Source organism: Sphingomonas sp. Leaf30 (assembly GCF_001422525.1).
Classification (GTDB): Bacteria; Pseudomonadota; Alphaproteobacteria; order Sphingomonadales; family Sphingomonadaceae; genus Sphingomonas; species Sphingomonas aerolata.
In genome coordinates, this window is sequence record NZ_LMKZ01000017.1 from 117,693 (window position 1) to 130,079 (window position 12,387).

Sequence of the window (12,387 nt, forward strand, 5' to 3'; positions counted from 1 at the left end):
ATCAGAAGCCGAAGCGGACGGCGGCGGAGATCGTGCGACCGGTAATCGACCGGGCGCGGACGATGCCGTTGGTCGGGATCGCACCCTCCTCGGCTTCGGTGATGCCCTTCACGTCGAACAGGTTGTTGCCGTTCACCGACAGCGTCACATTGTCCGCCGGGCGGATCGATACGAACGCGTTGACCTGCGTATAGCCCGGCATCTTGAGGACGTTGTTGTCCTGCGCATAGCTGTCGGTCGTGCCGATCACGTTCGCGCCGATCGTCACGCGGTCGAAATCGACCTGTGGCGTCGCCTGATAGATGAACTTGGCCTGGCGGCGCGGGCGGTTGCCCTCGACCCCGGGGTTAAGCACGTCGCGGGTGATCTCGGCATCGGTATAGGTGCCGCCGGCCGAGAGCGAGAACGGCCCGCGTGCGATCCGGCCCTCGATCTCGACGCCCTTGGCGTCATATTCGCGGTTGAAGAAGCGTTGCGTCGTCGCCTCGAAATTCTGTTCCTCGGTGCGCGCCCAGAAGCCGGTGGCGTAGAGCGAGACGCCGCCCTGGCGGAACTTGAACCCGCCCTCGAGCTGGCGGACGAAATCGACCGCTGCGCCCTGGTCGGTCAGCCCGCCCGTCGCGGTGTTGATCGAGGGGCCGAACAACAGGCGATCGGCATTGGCACGGCCGCCGCGGCTGTAGCGACCGAACACCGCGGTGCTGTCGGTCAGGCGGAAGTTCACGCCGCCCGAATAGGACAGGTAATCATAGTTATAGTCGAGCGGCGAGCGGGCGTTGGGGATCACCGCGACCTGACGCTCGGCTGCCGAGATCACGCCGTCGCCGTTGATGTCGAACGTCGTGATGCCGCTGCCGAACGCGGCGCCGAGATCGGAGCCGGCGACGCTGCCGCGCGCGCGACCGAAATCATAGCGCAGCGACCCGTCGATGTTGAACCGGCCGAGCTCGAGCCCGAGCTGCGCGAACGGTGCGTAGGTCGTGTAGTCGAGGTCATAGGAGCGGCGGCAGCAATTGCCGAAGAAGCTCGCCGAATAGCCGGGGACGCCGTTCTGCGTGACGGGCACGCCCGCCGCGGTGCGGACATCGACGAGTTCCGAGCGGCCATTGTCCGCGACGGTCTGGACGGACGAGGTCCACAGCCAGTCGCTCTTGATGTCCTGACGCGAGGCATAGAAGCCGCCGGTGACCGCGAGCGACCCGCCGGCGAACGGCAGCGAACCGTTCAGGCGGATGTCGTTGGTGATGTTGTTGAGGCTCTTCAGGTCGACATCGAACAGGACGATGTTGGCGAGCAGGCCGTTGCCGTTGAGCGAGGCGGGGTCAGCGATGCGCTGACCGGCCTGCGCGCCGCTGGCGTAGAAGAGCTGTGCGCCCGCGCCGCCGATGCCGTTGGCGATCGACTGCGCCGAATCGACGCTGGCAGGGAAGGGCGAGGTGAAGCCGCCCGAAATGTCGGCGTAGCGGAACCGCTCGACGATGTTCCAGTCGTCCGCGAGCGGGATCTGCGTCTCGAGGCCCGCCGAATAGACGACCGGGTGCTGGCCGTCACGGATCGAGCGCGTGGTCAGCCGGTTGTTGCCGTCGAGCGTCTGCGCGGTACGGATGTTGGCGCTATGCAGCGTGCCGTTGTTGATCGAGAAATTGGCGATGCTGCTGTAATCGGGGTCGCTGTTGCTGCCCGTGACGCGGACCGGGTTGGGGAGATAGCCGATCGCGCGGTCGTCGAGATACTTGCCGTAGAGCCGGACATAGCCGCCATTGCCGAACGACTTGGTAATGTTCGCCTTGAGCTGGCCACCCTTGACGCCGTCGAAGCCGACTTCGCGCTGGCCGTCGCCGATCCGGTAGAAGCCGCCGACATGATAGGTGACGCTGTCCGAGAGCTTGCCGCCCTGGTCGAAATCGACGCGGAATTCGCGGTAGTCGAGCCCGCTCGACAGCTGGAACGCGCCGCCTTCCTGTTCGCCGGTCTTCGAGATGAAGTTGATCACGCCGCCCGGCGAGTTGGACGCGAAGGTCGAGGCGGAGCCGCCGCGGACCGACTCGACCGTGCGGACGTTGAAATCGGCGCGCAGGAAAATGTCGGCATTGCCGAAGGTGATGTCGCCGAATTCGAGGATCGGCAGGCCGTCTTCCTGGAGCTGGAGGAACTTCGAGCCACCCGAAGCGACCGGTAGGCCGCGGACCGAGATGTTGGCGTTGCCGTCACCGCCCGAGGCTTCGACGCGGATGCCGGGCAGGTTGCGCAGCAGCTCGCCCGAGGTGCGCGGCGCGAGCTGGATCAGCGCGTCGGAGCCGATCGAGCTGGTCGTGATCGAGGTGTTGAGGCGGTTGGTGCCACGCGCGACTGCGGTGACGACGATGTCGTCCTGGCCGTCAATCGGCGCTGCAGTCGCGGCGGTGTCGACTGGCTGATCGCCCGGTGCGGGTGCGGCCTGAACGGGCGCGTCCTGGATGGGCGTGGTCTGCGCTGCGGCCACCGTCGTGAAGGACGTGGCGGCGATTCCGGCGAGCAAAACGTAACGTGCTTTCATGATATCCTCCCTGCGCGGTGGCTTTCTATGAAGCCCAGAATCGCCTCATACGCTTTTCACAATCGATTGCAAGACTCCTTATGCAATCGATTGTGAAGCGGCTCGGGCGGAGCGGTTCAGGCGGACTGGCGCTCGATCAGGACGGGGGTGACGATCGCGGATCCGGTCGCATGGCCCGCGATCCGCTGCATCAGGCGATCGACCATCAGCGCGGCGCCCTCGGCGAGATCCTGGCGGATGGTCGTGAGCGCGGGCGAGGTATGCGCGGCCAGCGTGACGTCGTCATAGCCGATCACCGCGGTGGTGGCGGGGACGTCGATCCCGGCTTCGGCGAGCGCACGCAGCACGCTCATCGCGGCGACGTCGGACGCGGCGAAGATGCCGTCGGGGGGCGGCGCGGCGGCGAGCCGCTGCGCCATCGCCGCGTGCACGGCCTCCGGGGTCATCGGCGTTTCGAGCAGCTCGCACGCCAGCCCCGCCTCCGCGGCGGCGGCGGCGAACCCGGCGTGGCGATCGGCGAATTCGGGCGGGGCGGGGTCACCGACGAACATCAGCCGCGACCGGCCCTGGTCGATCATGCGGCGGCCCGCGAGTCGGCCCCCCGCGACATTGTCCGAGCCGATCGTCAGATGGTTCTGGTCCGCCCGGTACGCGCCCCACACGACCAGCGGCGCATAGCGGTGCGATACGCGTTCGATCACCGCCCCCTGGTCGGACTGGCCGACGAGGAGCAGGCCATCGATGCGGCCGCTGTCGACCAGCCGGTCGAGCCAGTCGTCGCCGTCGGGGATGACCCGCGACAACAGGATGTCATAGCCGCGCTCGACCAGCAGATCGGCGAGCAGCCCGAGCAAGGTCAGGAAGAACGGATCGGTGAGATGCTGCGTGCGGGCATGGCCGAGTGGCAGGACCAGCCCGATCGCGCCGGTGCTCTTCAGCCGCAGGTTGCGCGCGAGCTGGTTGGGACGGACGTCATGTTCCTGCGCCAGCGCCTGGATGCGTGCGCGGGTCTGCGCATTGACGGACGAATGCCCGGCCAGCGCGCGTGACACGGTTGCGGTCGAAACGCCGGCGAGCACGGCCAGATCGGCTAGCTTCATTGCGATAGGATATCCTCATCGTCACGGGTGATCGCCCGGTCGTACCGTCAGCTGCGCCAAGCCGCAATTGCGCGCGGCCGAAGCGCAGTAGTACCGACGTGCCAGGTCAAAACAGAAAACGTTTTCTGTTGCGTCATGCACGCCCAATCGGTAGGAGCGGGATACGCAAAGAGACAGAGCTGTGTGCCGCCCCGCCATCCGGTGACGTCGGGGCGGTGGCGGCGTTCGCTCGTGCCCGCGGCTCCGGGGAGTCGTCACCGTCCACGCCAGCCCGAGAGACGCAATTGAGCATCGATCTTACCATTCAGAGCCATGGCGCGCGTCTGGCGGCCATCGGTGGTGTGCCACTGGCGTTCCTCGCTTACGCCGCCTTCGCATTCAGCGACGCGTCGGTGCGGCTGCTCGAAGGCGCGTTCAGCCCGTTCCAGGTGACGTTCACCGGTGCGCTGCTCGGGCTGGTCGCCTTGCCGTTCGTGCGCACGCCCGGCGACCGTCTGCTTGACGTGTTAAGCGCGACGCGACGCTCGCTATGGCTGGCGCGCGCGATCGGATCGTCGATCAGCGGCCTGTCGAGCGTCGTCGCCTTCACGCGCCTGCCGATGCCCGAGGCGTTCGCGCTGATCTTCCTGATGCCGATGCTGGTGACGTTGCTGTCGATGCTGTTCCTGAAGGAGCAGGTCGGTGCCTGGCGCTGGGCGGCGGTGGCGATCGGCTTCGTGGGTGTGCTGATGGTGCTGCGTCCCGGGCTGCGCGCGTTCGACCTTGGGCATGGCGCGGCGATGCTGTGCGCACTGTCGAGCGCGATCGTCATCGTGCTGTTTCGCGCCGGCGGTGCGGGCGAGAAGCGCGTGTCGATGCTCGGCGCGGGGCTGATCGGACCGCTGGTGATCAACGGCGCGGCGCTGTTGTGGCTGCAGGCGTTCCGCTGGCCGAACGGGGCCGAGATGGTCCTGCTCGCCGGCTATGGCCTGCTCGCGATCCTCGGTCAGGCGCTGCTGATGCTGGCGGCGCAACGCGTCGCGGTCAGCCGGATCGCGCCGCCGCAATACAGCCAGATGATCTGGGCGGTCGCGCTCAGCTACACCGTGTTTCACCAGAGCGTCGACCTGCCGACCTTTGCCGGCATCGCCGTCATCATCGGTGCCGGTCTGCTGACCTGGGCGCGCGAGCAGATCCGCTTGCCGTCCTGGCGTCGCCGCTTCGCGCTGCGCCCCCGCTGAACACCCTCTCGACAACCACGGAGTCCTCCACGTTTTGACAGATCACAGCATCGCCCCATCCCTGACGCGGCGCAGCCTGACGGCGCGCAACGAGCCGAGAATTCCCGAACCCTATGCCAATGGCGACCGGGTGCTGCGGACCGCAGCGTTCGTCGCCGCGGTATGCGGGGCGCTCTATGGCTATGACACGGGGATCATATCGGGGGCGCTGCTGTCGATCACCGACGAGTTCGGGCTGGATCACCGCATGCAGGAGATCGTCACCGCGGCGATCCTCGCGGGCGCGGTGATCGGTGCGCTGGCGACGAGCTGGCTGTCCGAACGGATCGGCCGCAAGCTGTCGGTGATGGGGGTGAGCGCGCTGTTCACGCTGGGCGCGATCGCCTGTGCCATGGCGCCGAGCGTCGGCGCGCTGATCACCGCGCGGGTGTTCCTGGGCATGGCAGTCGGCGGATCGACGCAGGTCGTGCCGATGTACATCTCCGAACTCGCGCCGCAGCATCGTCGCGGCAATCTGGTGACGATGTTCAACGTCGCGATCGGCGTCGGCATCCTGCTCGCCAGCATCGTCGGGTTCGGTCTGCACGACGTCTGGAGCTGGCGGACGATGGTCGCGGTTGCGGCGATTCCCGCCGCAATCGTTTTCGTCGCGATGGCGTTCATGCCGCGCAGCCCGCGCTGGGCCGCAGAGAATATCGGCATTCACGCCGCGATCGACGTGCTGCGCCGCGTGCGGACCACACGCCGCGAGATCCGCCACGAAGTCACCCAGATCCGCGATGCGACGACCGACGCGGATCCGGCCGATAGCGGCTGGCGCGGCATTCGTCAGGCCTGGGCGCGACCGGCGCTGATCGCGGCGCTGGGGGTCGCGTTCTTCACCCAGTGCGGCGGGCTGGAGATGATGATCTACTACGCGCCGACCTTCCTGTCGGGGGTGGGGTTCGGCAAGGAGTCGGCGCTGCTCGCCAGCCTCGGCGTCGCGATCGTCTATGCGGTGATGACATTGCTTGGCTGTCTGTTCGTCGACCGGATCGGGCGGCGGCGGCTGATGCTGGTGATGATCCCGGGATCGGTCGTCAGCCTGATCGGGCTCGGCATCATGTTCGCCAGCGGCGCGCATGGCGGGTGGCAGGGCTGGCTGACGATCGGCTTCCTGCTGGCGTTCATGCTCTTCAATTCGGGCGGCATCCAGGTGTGCGGCTGGCTGCTGGGTGCGGAGATGTTCCCGCTGGCGATGCGCGGCCCCGCGACCGCGCTGCACGCGGCGATGCTGTGGGGTAGCAACCTGATCGTCACCGGGACCGCGCTGTCGCTGGTCCATGCGATCGGGCTCGGCTCGACGATGTGGGTCTATGCCGGGGTCAACCTGGCGTCGTTCGTGTTCGTGCTGTTCTTCGTGCCCGAGACGGCGGGCGCGAGCCTCGAGGATATCGAGGCGGCGCTGCGCAGCGGCCGGTTCCGCCCGACGCGCGGGCACACCGCGATCGCCGCCGCCGCCTGAAGCTCAGGCGGGGCTGACGATCGTCCCGTTGAAGACTAGCCGGACGACGTCGCCCCCCGCACCGGTCATGCGTTCGACGAGCAGCGCCAGCGCGGCATGCGCCATCTCGTCGACCGGCTGCTCGACGACGATCGGCGCGGCGTCGAGCAGGCGCAGCCAGGCGGCGTCGTCGAACCCTGCGAGCCGGACGGGCGATGCCGGCGGTTCGGGTCGGCCGCGTAACACGACCGCCGCCTCGAGCATCAGGAACGTGTCGCCGACGAGCACCGCGTCGCAGGCGGTGTCGGCGAGCGCGGTCCGCACGCAGGCCGCGCGCGCTGCGGGGTCGTGCGGGACGTCGATGATCCGGGCTGGAAGCGCGTGGCGGTCGAGCGCGGCCGCATAGCCACGACGGCGGTCGACCGCGGTGCTGCCGCGTTCGCCGAACAGACCGGTGATCCGCCGACAGCCCGATACGTGTAGCGCGTCGACCAGCGCGCCCGCCGCGCCGGCATTGTCGAGCCGGACGCTGTCGACCTGCGGCGTCCCCTCCACCCGATCGACCAGCACGAGCGGCGTCGCGGTCTCGGGCACGCCGCCGGCGCGCGTGGGGGCGAGGATGATGCCCGATACGCGCTCGTCCTCGAGCAATTGCAGGTAATGGCGTTCGCGCGCGGGATCTTCGCCGCTGTTGCACAGGATGACGCGCAGCCCCTCGCGCCAGGCATAGCCCTCGACCGCCTGGACGAAGGCGACGAAGAAGGGGTTGCCGATATCGGGCACGATCAGACCGATCACGCTCGCGCGCGTCGAACGCAGCCGCCGCGCCGCCAGATTGGGGCGATAGTCGAGCGCGGCGAGCGCGTCGTCGACGCGGCTGCGATAGGCGGGGCGGACGGGCTTGCCCGACAGGACGCGCGACACCGTCGCGATCGAAACGCCTGCGCGTGCAGCGATGTCCTTCAGTCCGATCGTCACGTGCCTCAGCCCTTTTCCCCGCCGACCTCTAGGCGGCGGCGGGTGTTTGTCCACCGTGATGGGACAGCGGTGCGTTTGACCGCGGCGGACGCCACGTCCATGTTTCGCGGATGAACCAACCCCTGTTCCGCCGCCGCGACGCGCTTGCCGGCATCGCGGTCACGCTCGCCGCAGCACCCGTCTCCGCACAGACTGCCGGCCGCTTGCCGGCATCCGCCGACGCGGCGACTCTTCTTGACCGGCTCGCGTGGCAGTTGCTGACGCTCGATCCCGGCAAGGCGACCGGGCTCGGCCTCGACACCGGCGCGCATGCGGCGTTGCGGGGCCAGCTCGACGACCGGTCGCCGGCGGGCATCGCGGCGCGGCGACGCGTCCTCACCGACGGGCTGGCGGCGCTCGGCCGGCTGCCGCGCGACGGGATCGATCAGGCGACGCTGACCAGCATCTCGGTGACGCAGAGCGCGTTCCAGACCGCGCTGGACGGGATGGCGCTGCCTTACGGCGTCGCGACGATCGGCGACTGGCGCAACACGCCCTATGCCGTCATCCAGAATGTCGGCGCCTGGCTCGACGTGCCGCAGCTGCTCGACGGCGATCAGCCGCTGCGCACGGCGGCGGATGCGGAGGCCTATCTCGCGCGCGTGGCGGCGATGGCGAAACAGCTCGATGACGAGACGGGCAGGGTGCGCACCGCGCGCGAGCAGGGGCTGGTCCCGCCCAGTTTCCTGCTCGACAAGACGCTGGCCGGGATGCGACGTACGCTGGCCGAGGCGGCGGCGGTCGACGGTCCGCTGATCGGGCCGCTCGCGCGCAAGACGCAGGCGATCCCCGGCGACTGGACCCGGCGTGCGACACAGATCGTGCGCGATGCGGTCATCCCCGCGCTCGAGCGGCAGATCGCCGAACTCACCGCGCAGCGCGCGGTCGCAACCGACGTCGCCGGACTGGGATCGCGCCCGCATGGCGCGGCCTGGTATGGCTGGGGGCTGCGCGCGGGGACGACGACGCGGCGGAGCCCGGCGGAGATCCACGCGCTGGGGCGTGCGCAGCTCGTCGAGCTGCAGGCGCAGATGGACAGGATCCTCAAGGGCTTCGGGCTGACCAAGGGGACGGTGGCGGAGCGCGCGGCCGAATTGCAGCGTCGGCCGGACATCGCCTTTCCGAACGACGATGCCGGCAGGCAGCAGATCGTCGCCTATATGCAGGGCCGGATCGATGCGATCCGGCCGCGCCTGCCAAAGGCGTTCCGCACGCTGGTGACGGCCAGGCTCGAGATCCGGCGGATGCCGCTCGCACAGGAGGCGGGGGCACCCGCCGCCTATGGCGGGCCGGGCGCGCTCGACGGATCGATCCCGGGCAAGATCTGGGTCAATCTGGGCGATCCCACGATCCACAACCGCGTGACGATCCCCGATCTGGTATTCCACGAGGGGATTCCCGGGCATGTCTGGCAGGGGGAATATGCGCAGCAGCTGCCGCTGATCCGCTCGGTGCTGGCGTTCAATGCCTATACCGAGGGCTGGGCGCTCTATGCCGAACAGCTTGCCGACGAGCTCGGCCTGTATGACGGCGATGCGGCGGGGCGGCTCGGCTATTTCATGGGACTGTCATGGCGTGCGGTACGGCTGGTGGTCGATACCGGGATCCATGCGATGGGCTGGACGCGTGAACAGGCTTTGCGCTAATTCGTCGCCGCGACCGGACTGCCGATGAGCAACGCGGTGAGCGAGGTCGAGCGCTATTGCGCCTGGCCGGGTCAGGCCTGTGGCTACAAGATCGGCCAGACCGAGATCGTCGCGCAGCGGACCCGCGCCAAGGCCGAATTGGGTACCCGGTTCGACGTGCGGGACTTCAACCAGGCGGTGCTGGCTGGCGGCAACGTCCCGCTCGACGTGCTGACCGGCAATGTCACGCGGTACATCGCCGCGCGCAGGGGCTAGTCGCGCCTCACGCTCACGGGCCGATATCGATGTCGCGGGCCTCGGCACGCCGCGCCGCCGATCGCTCGAAACCGAGCTGTTCGGCGACGGGATCGTTCCAGCCATAGGGGTCGGTACGGAAGGCGACCTTGCCGGCGTCGCCGACATAGACATTCTCGTACAGCAGCCGCACCGGGATGCGGCGCGGCAGCGGGACAAACTGCATCTCGCCCGACGCCTGCGCGGTCTGCCATGCCTCGGTAACGCCCTGGTCGTCGGCGAGCATCTGCGCGAAGCCGATCGCATCCTCGACGCGGACGCAGCCATGGCTCAGATGCCGCTGGCTGCGGTCGAACAGCCCGGGGGCGGACGTGTCGTGCAGATAGATCGCCTGGTCGTTCGCCATGTCGAACTTGACGAGGCCGAGCGCATTGCTCGGGCCGGGCTGCTGAACGATCCAGCCGTCGCGCAGGACCATGTTGTGCTCCTGCAGATAGGCGTCGTCGACATTGGCCATCTCGCCGTTCTGGATCGACTTGGGCACGGTCCAGGTCGGGTTGGCGACGAGGCGATAGATGGGTGAGGACAAGGCCGGCGTCTCGCGACCGGGTTCGCCGACGATCACCTTGCGCTGATCGACGAGCACGCCGTCGCGGTAATAGCGCAGTTGCGAGGCGGCGGTATTGACGTCGATCCGCGTCGCCGGGGGCGTCCGTTCGAGCCAGCGCCGCCGCTCCAGCGCCACCGCGAGCGCGCGCGCGCGGTCACCGGGTCCGAGATTGAGGACCTTGAGCGTCTCGGGCCCGACGATCCCGTCCGCGGCGATGCCGTAATCGGTCTGCAGCCCCTTCATCGCGTCGGCGATCGCCTGCGTATAGGCCGGGGCGCTGGACGGGGTGGCCGGCTGGAGGCCGGCGATGGTCGAGGCGGATTGCGTTAACGTTGGCGCGGCGACGGGGCCGGGCGTCAGGAGATAGCCGCTCTCGACCAGCTGTTCGACGATCGTCGCAACGCGCGGATCGCGGGTGCCGACGCGGATCAGCGCGGCAGCGCCCGTCTGGGCGGGCGCCTCGAGCGGTGCGGGGCCGGCTGGTGCGGTGAGCGCCTTCTCGCTGAAGACGCGATAGGCATCGGACAGCAGGCGATAGTCGGCATCCTGCGGCGCCAAGCTTTCGAGCCAGTCGTCGACCTTGTGCCGCGCGATCGCGGCGACCAGCCCGGTGGCGAGATCGACGCTGGGTCGCGGCAGGGTATAGACCTGATGAAGCGTCGCCGGATCGACGCGGCCCCTTGCCAGAGCACCGGCATAGGCGAGCGCGACGCGCGTGCGGGCGACGTCGATATCCGCCGGGGTCGCGTCGGCGGGCAGGTCAGGCAGGAAGGCGACGTGATCGAGCCCGTGACGGCTGCGGTCGCCGAGCGCAGTGTTGAGCGCCGCGACGTCTGCATCCGACCAGACCGCACGCCACTTCGCCTTGGTATAGACGGCGCGAACGGTCGCGTCCGTCACCGCCTGCCGGCTGATGACGACGCCGCCGACCGCAGCGGGCACGGCGCTCTGCTTGGCAGGGGGCGCGGCGCGTCTCGGCGCAGTCTGGGCGGGCTGGGCACCGGCGGCGCCGTTCGTCAGGAGGAGTGCAAGCGGCATCGCGCCGGACGCGAGCCGAGCTCGCAGGGTCGTCACTGTCATCCCTGTTCAACGTGCCAGTCGCCGCATCGGCTCAGATCGACGGCGAAATTCCCGCGAACCATGCCGCATAGGGGGTGTTGGCGGCCATGTGGCGGTTATAGTCGGGCGACCCGTCGTGCCACCAGACCGGGCCGCGTTCGCCGAGCCCATGCTTGGCCGCATCGACGTCGGCACGTGCAGCGGCGACCGCGTCGGCATCGTCCCGACGTCGGGCCACGCCGACCGCGCGTCGCGCCGCCATCAGTGCCCGCACCAAATCGGCACGATCGGCTTCGGGCAGCGATGGATTCGCGCACCGCCACAATCGGCCGCGGACGACGAAATAGCGGCCGTCGGGGGTCGTCGGATAGGCCTTGGGGGGCGTGCTGCCGGCCATGCCGCGCTCAGAGCATCTCGAGCGGTTGTGGCGACCGCGGGCGGGGAAACGCCGTGTCGAGCGCGGCAAGATCGTCGGCAGACAGCACGAGATCGGCGGCCGCCCGGTTTTCGCGGACATGCGCCACGCTCGCGGCCTTCGGGATCGCAATCGTCGCGGGACGTTGCAGCACCCAGGCGAGCGCGACCTGCGCGGGCGTCCTACCCATGTCGCGCGCGATCCGGGTCAGCGCCGGATCGGCGAGGAGCCGGCCCTGTTCGACCGGACTATAGGCCATGACGGGAATGTCGTGACGGTCGAGCCAGGGGAGGAGGTCATGCTCGGGACCCCGCCGCGTCAGGTTGTAGAGGATCTGGTCGGTCGCGCAGCTCTGTCCGCCCGCTGCATCGAGCTCTGCCATGTCCTGCGTATCGAGATTGCTGACGCCCCAGTGGCGGATCTTGCCCGCGGTCTTGAGCCGTTCCATCGCCTCTATCGTCTCGGCGAGCGGTACCGACCCGCGCCAGTGCAGCAGATACAGGTCGAGCCGGTCGGTCCTCAGCCGCCCAAGGCTCGCCTCGCACGCGGCCGTGAGGCGGTCGCGCGAGGCGTTCTGGGGATAGGCCTTGCTGACGAGGAACAGCGTGTCGCGGACATCGTGGAGCGCATCACCGATCAGCGTCTCGGCGGCGCCGTCGCCGTACATCTCCGCCGTGTCGATCAGCGTCATCCCGCACTCGACGCCTGCGCGCAACGCAGCGGTCTCGGCCTCGCGACGATCGGCGCGCTCGCCCATCATCCAGCTTCCCTGGCCCAGGGCAGGCACCGTCTCGCCGCCCGGGAGAATCACCGATTTCATCGTCTGCCCCAATCGCTCTGGCTGTCAGGGGTCAACGCTGGTCGGACGCGCGGGATGCGTGCCTCGAGGGTTGTATTGCAAATAGTGTATCGGGGGATCTTGCCGCGGTCTGGCGCAGGCGTCTCGGCAGAAGCGAGATTTCGCGGCGTAAAAATGGCTCCCTGAGTAGGATTCGAACCTACGGCCACTCGATTAACAGTCGAGAGCTCTACCGCTGAGCTATCAGGGAACGTTGCCGGAGGCGGCT

8 protein-coding genes, 1 tRNA gene and 1 pseudogene are annotated in these 12,387 nt (G+C 68.7%); 3 read left to right on the forward strand and 7 right to left on the reverse strand.

Annotation, left to right across the window (positions count from 1 at the left end; all coding sequences use genetic code 11):
- Window position 1: 1 nt before the first annotated feature.
- The gene (locus ASE89_RS13575; protein ID WP_056678738.1) at window positions 2–2,536 is read right to left on the reverse strand and encodes a TonB-dependent receptor domain-containing protein; all 2,535 of its coding nucleotides are present in this window, start codon (window positions 2,534–2,536) and stop codon (window positions 2–4) included.
- A gap of 116 nt (window positions 2,537–2,652) precedes the next feature.
- Window positions 2,653–3,636 (reverse strand): LacI family DNA-binding transcriptional regulator, encoded by a 984-nt coding sequence (locus ASE89_RS13580; RefSeq protein WP_056678741.1) that lies wholly within the window; start codon window positions 3,634–3,636, stop codon window positions 2,653–2,655.
- Between the two features lie 284 nt (window positions 3,637–3,920).
- On the opposite strand from ASE89_RS13580, the gene ASE89_RS13585 reads away from it, so the two are divergent.
- Together ASE89_RS13585 and ASE89_RS13590 are read left to right on the forward strand one after the other, a co-directional pair.
- Window positions 3,921–4,856 carry a DMT family transporter gene (locus tag ASE89_RS13585; RefSeq protein WP_197979481.1) on the forward strand — a complete coding sequence of 312 codons (936 nt, stop codon included), beginning with the start codon at window positions 3,921–3,923 and terminating at the stop codon, window positions 4,854–4,856.
- Between the two features lie 34 nt (window positions 4,857–4,890).
- Window positions 4,891–6,360, forward strand: a complete 1,470-nt coding sequence (locus ASE89_RS13590) for a sugar porter family MFS transporter (RefSeq protein WP_197979482.1) — start codon at window positions 4,891–4,893, stop codon at window positions 6,358–6,360.
- A gap of 3 nt (window positions 6,361–6,363) precedes the next feature.
- Here ASE89_RS13590 and ASE89_RS13595 read toward each other — a convergent pair whose 3' ends face one another.
- Window positions 6,364–7,317 carry a LacI family DNA-binding transcriptional regulator gene (locus tag ASE89_RS13595; protein ID WP_056678744.1) on the reverse strand — a complete coding sequence of 318 codons (954 nt, stop codon included), beginning with the start codon at window positions 7,315–7,317 and terminating at the stop codon, window positions 6,364–6,366.
- Between the two features lie 110 nt (window positions 7,318–7,427).
- Here ASE89_RS13595 and ASE89_RS13600 point away from each other — a divergent pair.
- A pseudogene (locus tag ASE89_RS13600) lies at window positions 7,428–9,257 on the forward strand (DUF885 domain-containing protein).
- Window positions 9,258–9,270: 13 nt separating this feature from the next.
- On the opposite strand, the gene ASE89_RS13605 reads toward ASE89_RS13600, so the two are convergent.
- The 4 genes from ASE89_RS13605 to ASE89_RS13620 all read right to left on the reverse strand — a co-directional run bounded on the left by ASE89_RS13605 (window position 9,271) and on the right by ASE89_RS13620 (window position 12,369).
- Window positions 9,271–10,920, reverse strand: coding sequence for a L,D-transpeptidase family protein (locus ASE89_RS13605; protein ID WP_236701799.1), 1,650 nt, complete (start codon window positions 10,918–10,920; stop codon window positions 9,271–9,273).
- Window positions 10,921–10,957: 37 nt separating this feature from the next.
- Window positions 10,958–11,302, reverse strand: coding sequence for a hypothetical protein (locus ASE89_RS13610; protein WP_056678747.1), 345 nt, complete (start codon window positions 11,300–11,302; stop codon window positions 10,958–10,960).
- 7 nt (window positions 11,303–11,309) lie between these two features.
- On the reverse strand, window positions 11,310–12,140 hold the full coding sequence (locus tag ASE89_RS13615; protein WP_056678750.1) for an aldo/keto reductase: 831 nt from the start codon (window positions 12,138–12,140) through the stop codon (window positions 11,310–11,312).
- A gap of 154 nt (window positions 12,141–12,294) precedes the next feature.
- A tRNA-Asn gene (locus tag ASE89_RS13620) sits at window positions 12,295–12,369 on the reverse strand.
- Between the last annotated feature and the right edge of the window lie 18 nt (window positions 12,370–12,387).

Excerpts from the sequence above, each read along its gene's own strand:
- ASE89_RS13575 (WP_056678738.1), bottom strand. The coding sequence starts at position 2,536 with ATGAAAGCACGTTACGTTTTGCTCGCCGGAATCGCCGCCACGTCCTTC.
- ASE89_RS13615 (WP_056678750.1), bottom strand. The coding sequence starts at position 12,140 with ATGAAATCGGTGATTCTCCCGGGCGGCGAGACGGTGCCTGCCCTGGGC.
- ASE89_RS13610 (WP_056678747.1), bottom strand. The coding sequence starts at position 11,302 with ATGGCCGGCAGCACGCCCCCCAAGGCCTATCCGACGACCCCCGACGGC.
- ASE89_RS13580 (WP_056678741.1), bottom strand. The coding sequence starts at position 3,636 with ATGAAGCTAGCCGATCTGGCCGTGCTCGCCGGCGTTTCGACCGCAACC.